Source organism: Pseudoxanthomonas sp. PXM02 (assembly GCF_014851805.1).
Taxonomy (GTDB): Bacteria; Pseudomonadota; Gammaproteobacteria; order Xanthomonadales; family Xanthomonadaceae; genus Pseudoxanthomonas_A.
In genome coordinates this window covers 139793-159485 of record NZ_JACVAK010000001.1, presented here as the reverse complement: position 1 = coordinate 159485, position 19693 = coordinate 139793, and the positions used below count along the sequence as shown (strand labels likewise).

Genomic DNA, 19693 nt, shown 5'->3' with positions numbered 1-19693 from the left:
GATGCAAGTCCCGTTCCAGAGAAGGCGCGCCGGCGCGGCCCGCGGCGCGCCTCTGGTATCCTTGCCGACCGATTCCATCCCCCCGCGACACGACCCATGATCGAGCTCAATCCCATCCGCCAGCGCATCGCCGACCTGCAGGACAGGCTGGCCTCGCTCCGGGGGTATCTTTGACTACGATGCCAAGCGCGAGCGCCTGGAAGAAGTAAACCGCGAGCTGGAAAGCCCGGACATCTGGAACAACCCTGAATACGCCCAGCAGCTCGGTCGCGAGCGCTCGCTGCTGGACAAGACGGTCAACGGCATCCGCGACATCGAGGAAGGCCTGGCCGGTGGCAGCGAACTGCTGGAACTGGCGGAAATGGAGAACGACGAGGACACCGCGCACGCCGTGGTGGCCGATGTCGAGCGCTACGCCGGACATGTCGACAAGCTCGAGTTCCAGCGCATGTTCTCCGGCAAGATGGACAGCTCCAACGCCTTCGTCGACATCCAGGCCGGTGCCGGCGGTACCGAAGCGCAGGACTGGGCCGAGATCCTGCTGCGCATGTACTTGCGCTGGTGCGAGTCGCGCGGCTGGAAGACCGAGCTCATGGAGGCCAGCGGCGGCGACGTCGCCGGCATCAAGTCGGCCACGCTGCGGGTGGAAGGCGATTTCGCCTACGGTTGGCTGAAGACCGAGACCGGCGTGCACCGCCTGGTGCGCAAGTCGCCGTTCGACTCGGACAACCGCCGCCACACCAGCTTCACCTCGGTGTTCGTTTCGCCAGAAGTCGACGACAACATCGACATCGACATCAATCCCGCCGACCTGAAGACCGACGTGTATCGCTCCTCCGGTGCCGGCGGCCAGCACGTCAACAAGACCGAATCGGCGGTGCGCATCACCCACGTGCCGACGGGCATTGTGGTCGCCTGCCAGACCGGCCGCAGCCAGCACCAGAACCGCGACAACGCGATGAAGATGCTGGCCGCCAAGCTGTACGAACTGGAGATCCAGAAGCGCAACGCCGAGCGCGATGCGGTGGAGGCCACCAAGTCCGACATCGGCTGGGGCAGCCAGATCCGCAACTACGTGCTGGACCAGAGCCGCATCAAGGACCTGCGCACCGGCGTGGAGCGTTCGGACACGCAGAAGGTGCTGGACGGCGACCTGGACGAGTTCGTCGAGGCCAGCCTGAAGTCCGGCCTGGAAGCGGGCTCCAAACGCATCGACGCCTGACCTACCCACGATTCGCCTGTGGGAGCGACGTGAGTCGCGAGCTCTTCCGGCACTCGTTCGCGACTCACGTCGCTCCCACGCCCAAGAACACGATAAGACCTCATGACAGATCAAACCGCTCCGCAGGACGAGAACAGCCTCATCGCCGAGCGCCGCGCCAAACTGACCGCACTGCGCGGGCAGGGCATCGCGTTCCCGAACGACTTCCGTCGCAGCGATTACGCCGGCGACCTGCAGACGCAGTACGAGGATGCCGACCTGTGGACGGGCGAGGCGCTGGAGGGCAGTGGCCGGCAGGTGAAGCTGGCGGGCCGCCTGATGGCCAAGCGCGTGATGGGCAAGGCCAGTTTCGTGCAGATCCAGGACGAGTCCGGCCGCATCCAGCTGTTCTTGCAGTCGAACACGCTGGGCGACACCTATGACGCGTTCAAGGGCTGGGACATCGGTGACATCATCGGTGTGGAAGGTGGCTTGACCCGTACGCGCACCGGCGAGCTGTCGGTGAAGGCGGATGCATTGCGCCTGCTCACCAAGTCGCTGCGTCCGCTGCCGGACAAGTGGCACGGCCTGTCGGACGTGGAGCAGCGCTATCGGCAGCGTTACGTCGACCTGATCGTCACGCCGGAAGCGCGCGCCGTCTTCATCAAGCGCTCGCGCATCATCCGTGCGATCCGCGAATGGCTGGATACGCGGCGCTTCCTCGAGGTCGAGACGCCGATGATGCATTACATCCCCGGCGGCGCCGCAGCCAAGCCGTTCACCACCCACCACAATGCGCTGGACCTGGACCTCTACCTGCGTGTCGCACCGGAGCTGTATCTGAAGCGCTTGGTGGTCGGCGGCCTGGAGCGCGTCTACGAGATCAACCGCAATTTCCGCAACGAAGGCGTCAGCACGCGCCACAACCCGGAATTCACCATGCTTGAGCTGTACGAGGCCTACGCCACGTACACCGAGATCATGGACCTGACCGAAGGTGTGATCCGCGACGTCGCGCATGAGGTCCTCGGCACCGGGCAGGTGGCGTGGGATGGCCAGGACATCGACCTGGAGCCCGCCTTCCGTCGCTGGCGCATGGACGAAGCCGTGCGCCACCACAACCCGGAGATCACGCTCGCCGACTGCACCGACCGCGATGCGCTGGTGCGCCATTGCGAGCGCCTGAAGATCCACGTCAAGCCGTCGTATGGCTGGGGCAAGCTGTTGCTGGAGATCTTCGAGAAGACGGTCGAGCACACGCTGGTGCAGCCGACCTTCATCACCGACCACCCGGTCGAGGTGTCGCCGCTGGCGCGCGCCAATGATGACCAGCCGGGTTACACGGACCGCTTCGAGTTGTTCATCAACGGCAAGGAGATCGCCAACGGCTTCTCCGAACTGAATGACCCCGAAGACCAGGCGGCACGGTTCATGGCCCAGGTCCAGGCGAAGGAAGGCGGTGACGACGAGGCCATGCATTTCGACGCCGACTACATCCGTGCACTGGAGGTTGGCCTGCCGCCGACCGGTGGCCTCGGCATCGGCATCGACCGGCTGGTCATGCTGCTGACCGGGTCAGACTCGATCCGCGACGTGCTGCTGTTCCCCTACATGCGTCCCGAAAGCCAGGGCTGAGGGCAGGACGAAAAGCACCCCGGAGTGACGCTCCGGGGCAGCATACGCACCCGTCTGGATGACGCGACGGGTCCACTGGCGCGGGGAGGCTGCTGTGCGGCATCCTCTTCCTGGCAAGCCGCCCGCAACGGAAGGCGCGGGAAGGCCGTCAATCCGTGACGGAGGTCTACTTGCTCAGTCCTGACAGGCCATTGCGACGGCTGGCACGCTTCCTGCGTGGTTTCACGCGCAGGACGGTCAATTTATCGCCGCCCGCGCCGATAGAGATCAGGGGAGGGGGCTCCTTGATTGGTATCGGTTCCCTTCGTGGAGCGCGGCCCCCCTCCGGGACCGTGCCGCCGAACAGGACTGCCGACATGTTGGATGCGAGCCCCGCCACCGCCGGAGTATCCTTGCCCGACAGCCACGTGATGTGGCCCCAAGGGGTGGGTAACGCTTTGAATATCGTCATCGTCGACGATCAGACGTCTGCGCGCACGATGCTGCGCCATGTCATCGAGGACATCGCGTCCGAGCTGGCCGTCCATGATTTCGGCGATCCGCTGGCTGCCCTGGAATGGTGCGAGAAGAACCGCACCGACCTGCTGCTCCTCGACTACCGCATGCCGGGCATGGACGGACTGGAGTTCGCCCGCCGTTTCCGCCGGCTGCCGATGCACCGCGACATCGCCATCATCCTGATCACCGTGGTCGGCGATGAGCCCATCCGGCAGGCCGCGCTGGAAGCCGGTGTCATCGATTTCCTGGTCAAGCCGGTACGCCCGCGCGAACTGCGTGCCCGCTGCCGCAACCTGCTGCAACTGCGGCAGCAGTCCGAAAACGTCAAGCAACGCGCCCTGTCGCTGGAGCAGCGCCTGCTGTCCAGCATGCACGAGGTGGAAGAGCGCGAACGCGAAACCCTGTCCCGGCTGGCGCGCGCCATCGAGTACCGCGACAGCGGCACCAGCGCCTATCTGGAGCGCATGGCCCATATCGCCGGCCTCATTGCCGAGCAACTCGGCCTGCCCGAGGACGAAGTGCGCACCATCGAAATGGCGGCGCCGCTGCACGACATGGGCAAGATCGCCATTCCGGATTCCGTGCTGATGAAGGCCGGTCCGCTGACGTCGGAAGAAACCGACGTCATGCGACGCCACCCGAAGATCGGTCACCAGTTGCTGTCCGGCAGCCAGAACCGTTTCATCCAGACCGGCGCGTTGATCGCGTTGCGCCACCACGAACGCTACGACGGCAGCGGCTACCCCGATGGCCTCGTGGGCGAACAGATCCCGTTGGAAGCGAGGATAGTGGCGGTTGCGGACGTGTTCGATGCCCTGATCTCGCCGCGCCCGTACAAGAAGGCCTGGGACAAGGATGCCGCGCTGGCCTACCTGTACGCACAGCGCGGTCGCCTGTTCGATCCCGCATGTGTCGACGCGCTGATCCGTGGGCGGGCGCGCTTGGACGACATCTGCGAGCGCTACTCGACGGTGCAGAACCGTCCAGGGATGGAGTGAGCCATGACCAATCCCATTGAATGGATGAAGTCCCGACTGGCGCATCGCGGCGACAGCGAGCACGGCCAGGCCGTGATCCGCATCGCCGTCATCTCGATCATCCTGATCTACGCGCTGCTGCCGTCATCGCGCGCCGCGCTGCCGGCGGACCAGTACACCATCGTCCTCACCATCATCAGCTCGGGGCTGATCAACGGCCTGGGCATCTTCGCGTGGCTGCTGGTGCAGCCGGGCAAGTCGCACGTGCGCCGCGGCCTGGGCATGATCGCCGACTACGGCCTGCTCGCTGCCGCGATGAACGGCATGGGCGAGCCGCTGTCGTGGGCCTACGTGGTGCTGATGTGGATCACCGTCGGCAACGGCCTGCGCTACGGCAACCGCTACCTGGTGGTCGCGGTGGCGATGGCCAGCACCGCGTTCGCGGCAGTGGTCGCGATGAACGACTACTGGAACACCAACCTGACGCTGGGCGTGGGCCTGGTGCTGGGCCTGATCGCGGTGCCGATGTACCTTTCCGGCCTGTTGCGCGACCTGACCCGCGCCACCGACGAAGCGCGCCGTGCGAACGAAGCCAAGAGCCGCTTCCTGGCCAACATGAGCCACGAGTTCCGCACGCCGCTCAACGGCTTGGCGGGCATGTCCGAACTGCTGGCGACCACGCGCCTGGACGCGGAACAGCGCGAATGCCTGTCCACCATCCAGGCATCCACGCGCACGCTGCTGGGTCTGGTCGAGGACGTGCTGGACATTTCCGCGATCGAAGCCGGCAAGGTCAAGCTCAACGTGGTGGAGTTCTCGCCGCGCGAACTGGTCGACAGCATCGGCCTGATCCTGATGCCGCAGGCGCGCGGCAAGCAGGTCCGCTACGAAGGCGTGGTGGACGATGCCATTCCGCTCAAGCTGCGTGGCGACGCCGGCCACCTGCGCCAGGTGCTGTTGAATCTCGCCGGCAATGCGGTGAAGTTCACCGACGAAGGCGAAGTGCGCATGGTGGTCGCGCCGACGCACGTCGAGGAAGGGCGCGTACGCCTGCGCTTCACCGTCACCGATACCGGCATCGGCGTTCCGCTGGCGCTGCGCGAGCGCCTGTTCGAGGCCTTCGAACAGGCCGACGTCAGCCTCTCACGCCGCTACGGCGGCACCGGCCTGGGCACGACCATCGCAAAGGGCCTGACCGAGGCGATGGGCGGCACCATCGGTTTCGAGAGCCACGAGCAGCGTGGCAGCTGCTTCTGGGTGGAACTGCCGTTCGACGTGGTGCCGGAGCGCGTCGTCGTGCCGGCCGTACACGGCCATGCCGAGTGGCTCCAGGAAGAACCCGAGACCACGAGCGCCGAGAACATCATCGCGTTCTCCGATCCGTTCCTGCGCCATCGCGCGCGCGTGCGCAGCATGCAGATCCTGGTGGCCGACGACCACGAGGCGAACCGCATGGTCGTGCAGCGCCTGCTGCAGAAGGCCGGTCACCGCATCACCTGTGTCAACGGCGGCGAGGAAGTCCTCGACGCGCTGGAGTCCGCTTCCTACGACGCGGTCATCTGCGATCTGCACATGCCCGGCCTGAGTGGCCTGGACCTGTTGAAGCAGTTGCGCGTGATGGAAGCCGGCAGCGGCAGTCGTACCCCGGTGCTCATCCTGAGTGCGGACGTCACGCCCGAATCCATCCAGCGTTGCGAGCAGGCCGGCGCACGTGCGTTCCTGGCCAAGCCGGTGGTCGCCACGCGCCTGCTGGATGCCCTCGCGGACATCGCCACCTCGGGTCGTGTCACCGCGACCGCTGTGTCGACGGCGCCGGTGCGTGCCGAAGTGTCCGACGGCGTGCTCGATGTCAGCGTGCTGGATGAACTCACCGCGCTGGGCATGGGTGAGGCCTTCGAGCGCGAATTCATCGAACAGTGCCTCAACGATGCCGACGGATGCATTGGCGCAATGGCGCATGCGATGGAGCGGGGCGATGGCGAACATCTTCGCGAGCACGCGCATGCCTTGAAGGGCGTGGCGAGCAATCTTGGTCTGGTGAAGCTCGCCGCAGCGGCGGGCGAGATGATGAGCCTGGCCGACTGGCAGATCACGCGCGAGTGGCGGCATCGGCTGGCGGCGTTGAATTCGCATCTGAGTCACGGCCGCGCCGCGCTCGATGCACGTCAGCGTGTGCGTGGTGCGGTGGAAAAGGGCAACGAAGGCACGTCGTCCTGATGCAGCTGCCCGCCGCCAGCGAGGCGGTGGGAGGCAGTAGCGGAACGGTGACGCATCGGGATTGCCGGCGGCAGGTCCTTGGCGAGTACGGTTGCCCGGACTCGCCCTTGAAGACGCTGGATGCGCTTCAACCCCCTGATTTCCCCTGTCGTTGCCTGCGATGAAAGCAGGAGTTCAGGTGTTTCAGGCCGCGCGGATGGAGCGCTTTTCCTGTGCGCGGACAATGCGTTCCATCATCTTCAGCGACTTGTCGCCGAGCGTCAGGGCGGTATCGACCCACACTTCGGTGATGCCCATCAGTTCGTCATAACCGACCGGCTGCGCCAGGTTGCGGCAGGCGTTCAGCGCCAGGTGCGCGTGCGGCGAGCGGCGCTGCTTGTCGATGATGGTCTGCACGGCGGCGGCGCCCTGGCCCTTCGGCACCAGCACATCGACCACGCCCAGCTTGTACAGCTCGTCGCTGGTGTAGATGTTGCCTTCCAGGATGATCTTCTCGGCGACCTGCGGCGACACGCGCTTGCACAGGAACGAATAGGCGCCCATGCCCGGGAACAGGCCGAACAGCACTTCCGGCAGGCCCATGTCCACGCCTTCTTCGGCCACGATGGTGTGGCAGGACAGCGCGATCTCCAGGCCGCCACCCAGCGCATCGCCCTGGATCAGCGCGATGGTGCGAACGTCGCCACCCAGGCCGGTGTTGAGGTGGTGGACACCGTCGATGCAGCGGCGTGCGTAGCTCAGCAGGCGATCGCGGTTGTTCTCGCGGATCAGCTGCGAGAACAGCTCGAGGTCGCCGCCGAGATTGAAGGCGTTCGCGTCGGACGCGACGACGAGATGGCGCAGTTTTCCCGGCTGGCGCTGGGATTCGCGCAGGGTGATCGAGTTCATGAAGCTCAACACGTCGTCCAGCATCTGGCTGCGGAAGCAGGGGCGCACGCCCGGCGCGACATCCGAATGCATGTACATCCAGTGCGCATCACCGCTCGGCTCGGATTCGACGCGGATGGTCGGGAAGGAACGGGTGCGCTGCAGTTTTTCGACGTTGTTCATGGAGAGCTCCTTGGAGGGGTTTCTTGCCCGCGCGGCAGGGGAAGCGGGTGACGGATTAATGTGACGCAGGTGGCATCACGCGCCGATCCTACACCTGAACGAATAATTAAAATCCAGTGCACAAGCGCGCTTGTGGGAAGTTCCCGCCGCCGGGCCGCCATCAGTCTCGATATTTGTGACAGGCGTCTAGAATCGACCCCTAAAGTCCTGAACCAAAAGAAAAAGGCCGGCGCAGGGCCGGCCTTCGGGAGAAAGCTGAACAGGGATTTCAGGCGGTTTTCGCGGGCTCGCGAAGTTCCTTGCGCAGGATCTTGCCGACGTTGGTCTTCGGCAACTCCGTACGGAACTCGATGTGGCGCGGCTGCTTGTAGCCGGTCAGGTTGTCGCGGCAGAACGCCTTCACCTGCTCGGCGGTCAGCGACGGATCCTTTTTGACGATGAAGACCTTCACTGCTTCGCCCGACTTGTCGTCCGGCACGCCGATCGCGGCCACTTCCAGCACGCCGTCCAGGCCGGCGATCACGTCTTCGACTTCATTCGGATACACGTTGAAGCCGGACACCAGGATCATGTCCTTCTTGCGATCGACGATGTAGAAGAAGCCGTTCTCGTCCATCTTCGCCATGTCGCCGGTGTGCAGCCAGCCGTCGGCGTCCATCACGTTGGCGGTTTCCTCGGGGCGCTGCCAGTAGCCCTTCATGACCTGCGGACCCTTGATGCACAGCTCGCCGACTTCACCCAGCGGCACGACATTGCCGTCGTCGTCCTTCAGGCAGGCGTCGGTGGACGGAACGGGCAGGCCGATGGCGCCGTTGTATGCCTGCAGGTTCATCGGGTTGATGCAGGCGGCGGGCGAGGTTTCGGTCAGGCCGTAAGCCTCGACCAGCGTCACGCCGGTGACCTTTTTCCATTTCTCCGCGACGGCACGCTGCACGGCCATGCCGCCGCCGAGTGTCATCTTGAGGTTCGAGAAATCCACTTCGTCGAAACCGGGCGTGTTGAGCAAACCGTTGAACAGCGTGTTGACGCCGGTGATCGCGGTGAAACGCGTCGCCTTCAACTCTTTCACGAAGCCCGGCATGTCGCGCGGGTTGGTGATCAGGTGATTGAGGCCGCCGAGCTTCATGAAGACCAGGCAGTTCGCCGTCAACGCGAAGATGTGGTAAAGCGGCAGCGCGGTGATGATCACCTCGTTGCCGTAGTCCAGCCCGGTGCCGACCCACACGCCGGCCTGCTGCATGTTCGCCACCAGGTTGCGGTGCGTCAGCATCGCGCCCTTGGCCACGCCGGTGGTGCCGCCGGTGTACTGCAGGAAGGCGATGTCGCCGGAATCGATGTCGACCTCGGGCAGTGTGTGCAGCTGTCCGAGCGTCAGCGTGTCCTTGAAGCGGACCGCACCGGGGATGTCGTAGTCCGGCACCATCTTCTTCACGTACTTCAGCACGAAGTTGACGATGGCGCCCTTCGGGAAGCCGACCAGGTCACCCAGCGCGGTGGTGACGACCTGCTTGACCTGCGTGCCGGCGAGGGCCTCCTGCGCGGTCTTGCCGAAGTTGTCGACGACCAGCAGCACGCTGGCGCCGGAATCGGTCAGCTGGTGCTTCAGCTCGCGCGGCGTGTACATCGGATTGACGTTGACAACCGTCAGGCCGGCACGCAGCACGCCGAAGATCGCGATGGGGTACTGCAGGCAGTTCGGCATCATGATGGCGACGCGGTCGCCCTTCTTGAGCTTGAGCTCGCCAAGCAGGTACGCGGCGAACTGCCGGCTGAGCTTGTCGATCTCGCCGTAGGTCAGGGTTTTGCCGAAGTTGCGGAACGCGGGGCGGTCACGGTACTTGCTGATCGCCTCATCGAAGACGGACACGATGGAGCGGTACTGCTCCAGGTCCACCTGCTGCGGCACGCCTTGCGGGTAACTCTTGAACCACGGACGTTCCTGACTCATCGTTCCACTCCCTCCCCAGGGTCTTCGGGTCGCCTCGCGGCGTTCAATGGGCAAACGCCGGACATGGCGCCTGCTGGGAGCATACCGTTCCGGATGGAAAAGGCGAAGGTTTCGATGAGGAAGACCGGATTCAGTGCGCATGCCTGCTGGCTGGCGGTGGCGATGATGCTGGCCAGCTGCTCCGGCGATACGCCTGAAGCGCAGTTGCGGCAGCAGTTCGACGCGATGCAGGCGGCGGTGGAGGCGGGCAAGCCCGGCGATTTCATCGAGGGCGTCAGCGCGGATTTCACCGGCGAAGAAGGGATCGATCGTGCTGCGTTGCACAACATGGTTCGTGCGCAGACGCTGATGAATGCACGCATCGGCGCCACCACGGGCCCGCTCGACGTCAAGGTGGACGGCGAGAACGCGGAGGTGGCATTCAACATCCTGCTGACCTCCAGCAGCGGACGCTTCTTGCCGAGTCAGGCCGGTACGTATCGCGTCACGACCGCATGGCGACGTGAGGACGGGGATTGGCGCGTCTACCACGCCCGCTGGGAACCCGGGCAGTGATCACTTCACCGGCGTGAGCGTTCCCGGTGTCCAGCGATAGCGCAGCGTCTTGGCGACGCTCGGGCAGCAGCGCGGATCGTTGGGGCCGGGCCACTTCGTCTTGAGCTGGATGGTGCGGTCGGCCACCGTCATGCCTTCCACCATGCCCAGCGCATCCTCTGTCTCACCTGCCAAAGCGTAGCGCGCGCCCTGTTTCGAAAGCACGGCCACGCCATGGTTCCAATAGGTGGGGCCGTACATCGTCCACAGGACGATGACTTCATCCTGGCCATCGCCGTTGAGGTCGGCGGTGGTCACGTCGGTGGCTTCGTAGCTTTCCATATGACCGGCCTGCTTGCCGGCGACGAACTGCTCGCCGATGCGCTTGGCCTGTTCGGCATCGGGACCGGCAGCCCACGAGGCGGGAGCGGCAAAGAGAAGGGCTAGCGGGAGCAGGTAGGCGGCCTTCATTCGACATCTCCGCGGGCGACATGAAAGGGCCAACGAGGATCGTCGCGAGAACCGGCAATCATGGCGCCACCCCCGGATGCTCGCCGTACCTGCGGGCATCCGGAGGCGGGGATCAGGCCGCCTTGCGTGCCGCCAACTGGCGGAGCACGTAGTGCAGCAGGCCGCCGTGGCGGAAGTATTCGACTTCCTTCGGCGTCAGCAGCAGCACCTTGGCCCGGAACTCGACCGTCTTGCCATCTTCCTTGCGGGCCGTGACCTTGGCGGTCTTCGCGGCACCGTCTTGCAGGCCGGTCACGTCGAACACCTCCGAACCATCCAGGCCCAGCGACTGGGCGTTCTCGCCGTCGTTGAACTGCAAGGGCAGAACACCCATGCCGACCAGGTTGGAACGGTGGATGCGCTCGAAGCTCTCGGCGATCACCGCCTTTACGCCCAGCAGGTTGGTGCCCTTGGCCGCCCAGTCGCGCGACGAGCCGGTACCGTATTCCTTGCCCGCGATCACCACCAACGGCACGCCGTCGGCCTGGTACTTCATCGAGGCGTCGTAGATGGACAGCTTTTCCGGCGGCGTGCTGCCGAAGTACAGCGTGTTGCCGCCTTCCTCGCCGCCGAACATCAGGTTCTTGATGCGGATGTTGGCGAACGTGCCGCGCACCATCACGTCGTCGTTGCCGCGGCGGCTGCCGTAGCTGTTGAAGTCGACGGGCTGCACGCCGCGCGAGATCAGGAAGCGACCCGCAGGCGAGTCCTTCTTGATGTTGCCGGCCGGCGAGATGTGGTCGGTGGTGATCGAATCACCGAACAGGCCGAGCACGCGTGCACCGTGGATGTCATCGATGCTGCCGACCGCCATCGACATGCCGTCGAAGTAGGGCGGATTCTTGATGTAGGTGGAATCGCCATCCCACGCGTACAGGTCGCCGTCGGGCGAGGCGATGGTGTTCCAGCGCGTGTCGCCCTTGAACACGTCCGCGTAGTTCTTGGCGAACATCTCCGGCCCGATGGTCTTGGCGATGAAGTCGCCGATCTCCTTGTTGCTCGGCCAGATATCCTTCAAGTAGACAGGCTGGCCATCGCTGCCGGTTCCCAGCGGCTCGGTCGTCAGGTCGATGTTGGTCGTGCCTGCGATGGCATAGGCCACCACCAGCGGCGGGCTGGCGAGGTAGTTCATCTTGACCTCGGGATGCACGCGACCCTCGAAGTTGCGGTTGCCCGACAGTACCGAAGCGGCGACCAGGTCGTCGGCGGCGATGGCGGCCGACACATCGTCGGGCAGTGGGCCGGAGTTGCCGATGCAGGTGGTGCAACCGTAGCCGACCACGTAGAAGCCGAGCTTTTCCAGGTCGTCCAGCACGCCGGCCTTCTGCAGATAATCGGTGACCACACGCGAGCCCGGGCCCAGCGAGGTCTTGACCCACGGCTGGGCCTTCAGCCCCTTGGCGGCCGCGTTGCGGGCGAGCAGGCCTGCGCCAAGCATGACCGCGGGATTTGAGGTGTTAGTGCACGAGGTGATCGCGGCGATCACGACATCGCCGTCGCGCAGCTTCATCGCGGAGCCGCTGTCGGGCGCTGACTCATGAGCCGACTCCTTCGCACCGACGGCCGTACCGCCGCCGCCCTCATTCTTGAGGCGGTCTTCCTGCACCAGGTCGATGCGCTTGCGGCGGGCATCGGCGAAGGGCTTGAGGTTGTCGATGAAGTTCTGCTTCACGTCCTCCAGCAGCACGCGGTCCTGTGGGCGCTTGGGGCCGGCGAGCGAAGGCTTTACGTCGCCCATGTCCAGATGCAGCGTGGCGCTGTACTCGGCATGCGGGCTGTCCGGCGAATGCCACAGGCCCTGTGCCTTGGCGTATGCCTCGACCAGCGCGATTTGCTCTTCGCTGCGGCCGGACAGGCGCAGGTAGTTCAGCGATTCGTGGTCGATTGGGAAGATGCCGCAGGTGGCGCCGTATTCCGGCGCCATGTTGCCGATGGTGGCGCGGTCGGCGAGCGGCAGGTGCTGCAGGCCGTCGCCGTAGAACTCGACGAACTTGCCCACCACGCCCAGCTTGCGCAGCATCTGGGTGACGGTCAGCACCAGGTCGGTGGCAGTCGCGCCCTCAGGCAGCTTGCCGGTCAGCTTGAAGCCGACCACCTGCGGGATCAGCATCGACGAGGGCTGGCCCAGCATGGCGGCTTCGGCTTCGATACCGCCGACGCCCCAGCCCAGCACGCCGATGCCGTTGATCATCGTGGTGTGGCTGTCGGTGCCAAACACGGTGTCGGGGTAGGCGATGGCCTGGCCGTCCTTCTCGCCGGTCATCACGACGCGCGCGAGGTTTTCCAGGTTCACCTGGTGGACGATGCCGGTGTTCGGCGGTACCACCTTGAAGTTGTCGAATGCCTTCTGGCCCCAGCGCAGGAAGCCGTAGCGCTCCTTGTTGCGGTCGAACTCGATCTTGCCGTTGAGGTCCAGCGCATCCGGGCTGCCGAACACGTCGACCTGCACCGAGTGGTCGATGACCAGTTCCGAGGGGATCAACGGGTTGATCTGGTCGGGGCTGCCGCCCAGCTTGACCACGGCGTCGCGCATGGCGGCCAGGTCGACCACGCAGGGCACGCCGGTGAAGTCCTGCAGGACCACGCGCGCCGGCATGAAGGCGATCTCGGTGTCCGGCTCCTTGGCGGCCTCCCAACTGGCGACGGCCTGGATGTGCTCGGGAAGGACGGTGACGCCGTCTTCGCAGCGCAGCAGGTTCTCCAGCAGGATCTTCATGGAGTAGGGCAGGCGGGCGAAGCCGCCCTTCGGATCCAGCCGCTCGGCCAGGGCCGGCAGGCTGTAATAGGTATAGGACGTGCCGTTGACGTCCAGGGAACGGCGGGTGGCGAAGGAATCACTCATCGCGGAGGCTCCTGTAGCTGGGGGAAGGGGTACGGGAGCAGCTTAAGCCGCGGATCCCGGGCGTCTTGTCGATGCTTGCCCGGATTATCCGCCAAGACTGAGACGGCGGAGACCCGACCAAGGATGAACGTGGCAGCAGGCGGAGATGACAGATGGCGGGGCTCTGGGCTGGGGTATGTCAGACAAAGTATGTATAATTTCTCCATACTCAAGAGGGCCCGCTGATGGAAGCCACTGTTGCAGAACGCGGCCAGATCACTCTGCCGAAGGCAGTGCGCGACGCCCTGGGCCTGACCAAGGGCAGCGTGCTGAAGGTCGAACTGGAAGGTAGCCGCATCGTGTTGCGGAAGAGCGTCGACGACGCGATTTCGCGCGTGCGCGGTAAGTTCGCGCTGGATGCGGATACTGCCCAAGGCGCTGCCAGCGAATGATCGCCGTCGATGCGCCCGTCCTGATCGAACTGCTGACCGATGGCGCGCGCGCCGATGCGGTCGAAGCCGGTCTGCGCCAGAGCCTCGGCAGTGGGCGCGTGGTGGTCTGCGATGCCGCGCTGGCCCAGCTGTGTGCTTCGCTGCACAACGGCGCGGATGCGTTGGCTGCGATCGAAGAGATGGGCGTCCACTTCAACCCGGTCGAAGCCAAGTCCGCGCTACGGGCCGGCGAGATGCAGCGCCGCCACCGCCAGCGCTCGGGTGAAGCGCGGCCGATCGTCGATTTCCTGGTCGGCGCGCATGCGCTGCTGCAATGCGACGGCCTGATCACCTTCGATACCGCTTTCCATCGCGATTACTTCAAGGGTTTGAAGTTGATCGTGCCTGCAACCGAATAAGCCGTTTCCGTTTTCCCTTTCCACCGCACCATCGAACGACCGGAGTCACCCATGTTGGAAGCCTACCGCCACCACGTAGCCGAGCGCGCCGCGCTGGGCATCCCGCCGCTGCCGCTGACCGCCCAGCAGACGGCCGAGGTCATCGAGCTGCTGAAGAACCCGCCCGCGGGTGAGGAAGCGTTCCTGGTCGATCTGATCACGCACCGCGTGCCGGCCGGCGTGGATGATGCCGCCAAGGTCAAGGCGTCCTACCTGGCCGCCGTCGCGTTCGGCACCGAGAAGACGCCGCTGATCACCGCGCAGCGCGCTACCGAACTGCTGGGCACCATGCTGGGCGGCTACAACATCCACCCGCTGATCGAGCTGCTGGACAACGCGGAGCTCGGCGCCACCGCGGCCGAAGGACTCAAGCACACGCTGCTGATGTTCGACAGCTTCCATGACGTGCAGGAGAAGGCGGAAGCCGGCAACGCCCACGCACAGGCCGTGCTGAAGAGCTGGGCCGACGCCGAGTGGTTCACCAGCAAGCCGGAAGTGCCGCAGAGCCTGACGGTCACCGTGTTCAAGGTGCCGGGCGAGACCAACACCGACGACCTGTCGCCGGCACCCGACGCCACCACGCGCCCGGATATCCCGATGCACGCGCTGGCGATGCTGAAGAACAAGCGTCCCGACGCGCCGTTCGTGCCGGAGGAAGACGGCAAGCGCGGCCCGATCCAGGAAATCCTGTCGCTGAAGGACAAGGGCCATCTGGTCGCCTACGTCGGTGACGTGGTCGGTACCGGTTCCTCGCGCAAGTCGGCGACCAACAGCGTGCTGTGGTTCACCGGCGAGGACATCCCGTTCATCCCGAACAAGCGCTTCGGCGGCGTCTGCTTGGGCAGCAAGATCGCCCCGATCTTCTACAACACCATGGAAGACGCCGGCGCGCTGCCGATCGAACTCGACGTGTCGCAGATGAACCACGGCGACGTGGTGGAACTGCGTCCGTACGACGGCAAGGCGCTCAAGAACGGCGAAGTGATCGCCGAGTTCCAGGTGAAGTCCGACGTGCTGTTCGACGAAGTGCGCGCCGGTGGCCGCATTCCGCTGATCATCGGTCGCGGCCTGACCGCGAAGGCGCGCGAAGCGCTGAAGCTGCCGGCGACGGACCTGTTCCGCCAGCCGCAGCAGCCGGTCGACAGCGGCAAGGGCTTCTCGCTGGCGCAGAAGATGGTTGGCCGCGCCTGCGGTTTGCCGGAAGGCCAGGGCGTGCGCCCGGGCGCGTACTGCGAACCGAAGATGACCTCGGTGGGCTCGCAGGACACCACCGGCCCGATGACCCGCGACGAGCTGAAGGATCTCGCGTGCCTGGGCTTCTCCGCTGATCTGGTGATGCAGTCGTTCTGCCACACCGCGGCGTACCCGAAGCCGGTCGACGTCAAGACGCACCACACGTTGCCGGAATTCATCTCCACCCGCGGCGGCATTTCGCTGCGCCCCGGTGACGGCGTTATCCACAGCTGGCTCAACCGCATGCTGATGCCCGACACCGTCGGTACCGGTGGCGACTCGCACACGCGTTTCCCGGTGGGCATCTCGTTCCCGGCCGGCTCGGGCCTGGTCGCATTCGCCGCGGCCACCGGCGTGATGCCGCTGGACATGCCGGAATCGGTGCTGGTGCGCTTCAAGGGCGAAATGCAGCCCGGCGTCACCCTGCGTGACCTGGTCAATGCCATTCCGTACTACGCCATCAAGGCCGGTCTGCTGACCGTCGCCAAGCAGGGCAAGAAGAACATCTTCTCCGGCCGCATCCTCGAGATCGAAGGTCTGCCGGACCTGAAGGTGGAGCAGGCGTTCGAGTTGTCCGACGCGTCGGCCGAGCGTTCTGCTGCCGGTTGCACGGTGCGCCTGAACAAGGAGCCGATCATCGAGTACCTGACCAGCAACATCACGCTGCTGAAGTGGATGATCGCCGAAGGCTACGCTGACGCCCGTTCGCTGGCCCGTCGCATCAAGAAGATGGAAGAGTGGCTGGCCAATCCGGAGCTGCTCGAGCCGGATGCGGACGTCGAGTACGCGGCCGTCATCGACATCGACCTGGCCGAGGTGCACGAGCCGCTGCTCGCGTGCCCGAACGACCCGGACGACGTGAAGACGCTGTCGGACGTGGCCGGCACCAAGATCGATGAAGTCTTCATCGGTTCGTGCATGACCAACATCGGCCACTTCCGCGCGGCTGCCAAGCTGCTGGAAGGCAAGCGCGACATCCCGACCCGCCTGTGGGTCGCGCCGCCGACCAAGATGGACGCGTCCGAGCTGACCAAGGAAGGCCACTACGGCACGTTCGGCACCGCCGGTGCGCGCATGGAAATGCCGGGCTGCTCGCTGTGCATGGGCAACCAGGCGCAGGTACGTGAAGGTGCGACGGTGTTCTCGACCTCGACCCGCAACTTCCCGAACCGTTTGGGCCGCAACTCCAACGTGTTCCTGGGCTCGGCCGAGCTGGCCGCCATCTGCTCGCGCCTGGGCAAGATCCCGTCCAAGGCCGAGTACATGGCCGACATCGGCGTGATCAACGAGAAGGGCACCGAGATCTACCGCTACATGAACTTCGACCAGATCGAGGAGTACCAGGACGTGGCGAAGACCGTCGCGGCCTGATCGCACAACGGCAACGAAAAGGCCCGGCAATGCCGGGCCTTTTTCTTTGGAAGCCCGGGGCCCGTCAGGGCAACCAGTCGTCCACCGCGTCCAGCATCTGCCGGCGGCTGAAGACGAAGTCCCACATGGTGCCGCCGAGCTGGCGCCACAGCACCGCCGAGCGCACGGCGGCGAGCAGGATCGCGCGGATTTCCGCCACCACGCCGGGCTGGCCGAGATAGTGCGGATTGCCCTGGACCATCACGCGCGGACGCAGATGGCTGATGGTGTCGGCGTACAGGCCGCCCAGCGCGGACAGCACGTCCGGATGCGTGCTGCCCTGTTGTTCGGCGCGCTGCGCGATGTCGCCCAGGCCGCGGGTGACGGCATGCACCGTGTCTTCTTCGCGCACGAACCGGCGCTCGAGCTGCAGCACGGCCATCGCAAGGCGGGAAAGCCCGTCGTCCTGCGCTTCCTTGGCCAGGTAGCCGCGCAACACGCGCAGGCCCGGGGTGACGTCGCCCACGCGGCCGTACACAGCCAGCGGCGTCGCCGCATCGATGCGGAACACGCTGTCCAGCGCGGACTGCACGGCAGCGCCTTCGGACTGGCCGGTTTCGGCGATGCGGCGGACCTGGTGGAGGGCCTGTGCCAGCCCGGCAAGGGCCAGCACACGGTCGGAATATCGATTGCTCAAGCTGCTTGCTCCGCGAGTTTCGTTTCGAGGGGGGCATCCGTGCGTGCGATCACGGCGCCTCCCAGGCATTCATCGCCAGCGTAGAGGACCAGCGACTGTCCGGGTGTGACGGCACGCTGCGGGCGCAGGAACCGCACTGCCACGTTGCCGTCATCAAGCACCTCCACCTCGCAGTCCTCGTCGGGCTGGCGATAGCGTGTCTGTGCGGTGCAGGTGAAGCGTCCCGCCGGTGGACGGCCGGCCACCCAGTGGGCCGCTTCCGTCCAGAGACGCGTGGACATCAAATAGGGGCTCTGCGTGTCCTGGTCAACGTAGAGCACGTTGCTGCCGACGTCCTTGCCGACCACGTACCACGGCGCCTGCGGACGGCCACGCACGCCGCCGATCTGCAGGCCCTCGCGCTGGCCGAGGGTGAAATAGAACACGCCGGGATGCTCGCCGATCACCTGGCCGGACGGGTCACGCATCTCGCCCTTCCGCGCGGGCAGGTAGCGCCCGAGGAACTCGCGGAAATCGCGCTCACCGATGAAGCAGATGCCGGTGGAATCCTTCTTGTCGTGCGTCTGCAGGCCGGCCTCGCGCGCGATGCGGCGCAGGTCGGTCTTCTGCAGTTCGCCGATCGGGAACAGCGTCGCCGACAGCTGCGCCTGGCCCAGCTGATGCAGGAAGTAGCTCTGGTCCTTGCCACGGTCGACGCCGCGCAGCAAACGCCATCGGCCCTCGTGCTGGTCCACGCGCGCGTAGTGGCCCGTCGCGATCTTCTCGGCGCCCAGGTCGCGGGCCGCATCGAGGAAATGCTTGAACTTCACTTCGCGGTTGCACAGCACGTCCGGATTGGGCGTGCGCCCCGCGGCGTACTCGGCCAGGAAGTGCTCGAACACGCCTTGCCAGTACTCGCCGGAGAAGTCGCGGAAATGGAAGGGAATGCCCAGGCGACCACAGACCGCCACGGCGTCGCGGCGATCGTCCTCGGCCCGGCAATCACCGCTGCCATCGTCGGCCCAGTTCTGCATGAACAGGCCCGCGACGGGTTCGCCCTGCTGCACCAGCTGCAGGGCGGCGACGGACGAATCCACGCCGCCGGAGACGCCGACGATGACCCGCGGCCCGCTCATGTGATCTGCTGCAGCGTGGACAGCGGCGAACGGCGGCCCGACAGGTAGTCCTGCACGACCTGCCAGACCAGCGGGCTGCGATGGCGGTCGGATTGCGCCTGCAGTTCGGCCGGCGTCAGCCACACGGCCTGCACGATGCCGTCATCGAGCGGCCGCTCGGGCAGGTGCCGCACCGGATCGGCGGCGAAGGCGAAGCGCAGATAGTGGCGGCCAGTTTCGGCCTTCCACTGGTAGGCGCCGATGAAGGCGGTCGGCGCGACTTCCCAGCCGGTTTCCTCCAGCGTTTCGCGACGGGCGGCTTCCAGCAGGCTTTCGTCGGGTTCCAGGTGGCCGGCGGGCTGGTTGAACACCAGCCGCCCCTGGGCGCGCTCTTCCACCATCAGCAGCCTGCCGTCGCGCACCACCACCGTGGCCACGGTGACGTCCGGCTGCCAGAAGCGGCCCTCGCGGTAGCTCACTTACAGTTCGTCCTTGTCGCCGGAGAGTTCGATCTCCTGGTTGTCGGCCGTTTCCGAGGCGATGTCCATGGCCGCTTCCAGTCCCGCGCCATCGACGCTGTCCGGCAGCTTGATGACGAAGTACAGAACATCCCCCGAGATCTCCCAGGCGCCGATCTTCTTGCTGCGGCTGTCCGCAAGCAGGGCCAGCGCCTTGGCGCCGTCGATGCCGTCTGCCGCAACCCGACCGGCCGGCGAGAAAATCTCGCGCACGCTGATGCCGTTCACCTGCTCCGTACGACCGGACACGAAAACCAGCTGCGTGCGGTTCTCCTGCTTGTAGGAGTAGGTCACCTTGTAGTCGCCGTCCCCATCCACCTCGAACTGGATGCCGCGCGCCTTCAGGCGGGCGTCCACCGACGCATCCTCGGCCAGGGCAGGCGTGGCGAGCGTGGCGGCGCACAGCAGGAGGGCGGCAGGCAGGCGGGACAGCGTCGGCTTCATGGGCGGCTCGTTGGATGGGGATGGCGCATTGTGGCCGGGGTCACGCATGGCGTCCATGCGGCAGGTGGTGGCTCGCG

Annotated in this window: 16 protein-coding genes; 8 read left to right on the top strand and 8 right to left on the bottom strand. The window is 65.7% G+C overall.

Going from position 1 to position 19693, the window contains the following annotated elements:
- Nucleotides 1–96 precede the first annotated feature (96 nt).
- From prfB to IB225_RS00655, 4 genes are all read left to right on the top strand, one after another.
- A protein-coding gene (gene prfB, locus IB225_RS00670) for a peptide chain release factor 2 (RefSeq protein WP_192308762.1) occupies nt 97–1222 on the top strand; the annotation gives its coding sequence in 2 pieces (ribosomal slippage) (nt 97–171 and nt 173–1222; 1125 coding nt in all).
- A 102-nt stretch (nt 1223–1324) separates the two neighbouring features.
- Nucleotides 1325–2836: a lysine--tRNA ligase gene (gene lysS, locus IB225_RS00665; RefSeq protein ID WP_192308760.1), complete on the top strand. Its 1512-nt coding sequence runs from the start codon at nt 1325–1327 to the stop codon at nt 2834–2836.
- Nucleotides 2837–3246: 410 nt separating this feature from the next.
- Entirely contained in the window at nt 3247–4332 is a 1086-nt protein-coding gene (locus IB225_RS00660) for a two-component system response regulator (RefSeq protein WP_225583389.1), read from the top strand.
- A 3-nt stretch (nt 4333–4335) separates the two neighbouring features.
- Complete coding sequence (locus tag IB225_RS00655) at nt 4336–6528, top strand: ATP-binding protein (RefSeq protein ID WP_192308756.1); 2193 nt, start codon at nt 4336–4338, stop codon at nt 6526–6528.
- A gap of 183 nt (nt 6529–6711) precedes the next feature.
- Here IB225_RS00655 and IB225_RS00650 read toward each other — a convergent pair whose 3' ends face one another.
- Together IB225_RS00650 and IB225_RS00645 are read right to left on the bottom strand one after the other, a co-directional pair.
- Nucleotides 6712–7578, bottom strand: coding sequence for a crotonase/enoyl-CoA hydratase family protein (locus IB225_RS00650; protein ID WP_192308754.1), 867 nt, complete (start codon nt 7576–7578; stop codon nt 6712–6714).
- 268 nt (nt 7579–7846) lie between these two features.
- Complete coding sequence (locus tag IB225_RS00645; protein ID WP_192308752.1) at nt 7847–9526, bottom strand: long-chain fatty acid--CoA ligase; 1680 nt, start codon at nt 9524–9526, stop codon at nt 7847–7849.
- Between the two features lie 114 nt (nt 9527–9640).
- Here IB225_RS00645 and IB225_RS00640 point away from each other — a divergent pair, with 114 nt between their 5' ends.
- Nucleotides 9641–10081, top strand: a complete 441-nt coding sequence (locus tag IB225_RS00640) for a nuclear transport factor 2 family protein (RefSeq protein ID WP_192308750.1) — start codon at nt 9641–9643, stop codon at nt 10079–10081.
- Here the strand turns inward: IB225_RS00640 and IB225_RS00635 are convergent, their stop codons facing one another.
- Both IB225_RS00635 and acnA read right to left on the bottom strand, forming a co-directional pair.
- Complete coding sequence (locus IB225_RS00635) at nt 10082–10531, bottom strand: LppP/LprE family lipoprotein (RefSeq protein WP_192308748.1); 450 nt, start codon at nt 10529–10531, stop codon at nt 10082–10084.
- Nucleotides 10532–10643: 112 nt separating this feature from the next.
- The gene (gene acnA / locus IB225_RS00630; RefSeq protein WP_192308746.1) at nt 10644–13412 is read right to left on the bottom strand and encodes an aconitate hydratase AcnA; all 2769 of its coding nucleotides are present in this window, start codon (nt 13410–13412) and stop codon (nt 10644–10646) included.
- 224 nt (nt 13413–13636) lie between these two features.
- Here acnA and IB225_RS00625 point away from each other — a divergent pair, with 224 nt between their 5' ends.
- Genes IB225_RS00625 through acnB form a run of 3 tightly spaced genes read left to right on the top strand, consistent with a single transcriptional unit; the run spans nt 13637 to nt 16884 of the window.
- On the top strand, nt 13637–13843 hold the full coding sequence (locus IB225_RS00625) for an AbrB/MazE/SpoVT family DNA-binding domain-containing protein (protein ID WP_192308744.1): 207 nt from the start codon (nt 13637–13639) through the stop codon (nt 13841–13843).
- The gene (locus IB225_RS00620) at nt 13840–14241 is read left to right on the top strand and encodes a type II toxin-antitoxin system VapC family toxin (RefSeq protein WP_192308742.1); all 402 of its coding nucleotides are present in this window, start codon (nt 13840–13842) and stop codon (nt 14239–14241) included. The genes IB225_RS00625 and IB225_RS00620 overlap by 4 nt, the downstream gene beginning before the upstream one ends.
- A gap of 51 nt (nt 14242–14292) precedes the next feature.
- Nucleotides 14293–16884, top strand: a complete 2592-nt coding sequence (gene acnB, locus IB225_RS00615; RefSeq protein ID WP_192308740.1) for a bifunctional aconitate hydratase 2/2-methylisocitrate dehydratase — start codon at nt 14293–14295, stop codon at nt 16882–16884.
- A gap of 64 nt (nt 16885–16948) precedes the next feature.
- Here acnB and hflD read toward each other — a convergent pair whose 3' ends face one another.
- From hflD to IB225_RS00595, 4 genes are read right to left on the bottom strand one after another with little or no spacing between them, the layout of a single operon-like run.
- On the bottom strand, nt 16949–17560 hold the full coding sequence (hflD, locus tag IB225_RS00610) for a high frequency lysogenization protein HflD (RefSeq protein ID WP_225583149.1): 612 nt from the start codon (nt 17558–17560) through the stop codon (nt 16949–16951).
- Entirely contained in the window at nt 17557–18675 is a 1119-nt protein-coding gene (gene mnmA / locus IB225_RS00605; RefSeq protein ID WP_192308736.1) for a tRNA 2-thiouridine(34) synthase MnmA, read from the bottom strand. Before mnmA ends, hflD begins: the two co-directional genes overlap by 4 nt.
- The gene (locus tag IB225_RS00600) at nt 18672–19133 is read right to left on the bottom strand and encodes an NUDIX hydrolase (protein ID WP_192308734.1); all 462 of its coding nucleotides are present in this window, start codon (nt 19131–19133) and stop codon (nt 18672–18674) included. The genes mnmA and IB225_RS00600 overlap by 4 nt, the downstream gene beginning before the upstream one ends.
- Nucleotides 19134–19616 (bottom strand): hypothetical protein, encoded by a 483-nt coding sequence (locus IB225_RS00595; RefSeq protein ID WP_192308732.1) that lies wholly within the window; start codon nt 19614–19616, stop codon nt 19134–19136.
- Nucleotides 19617–19693 lie beyond the last annotated feature (77 nt).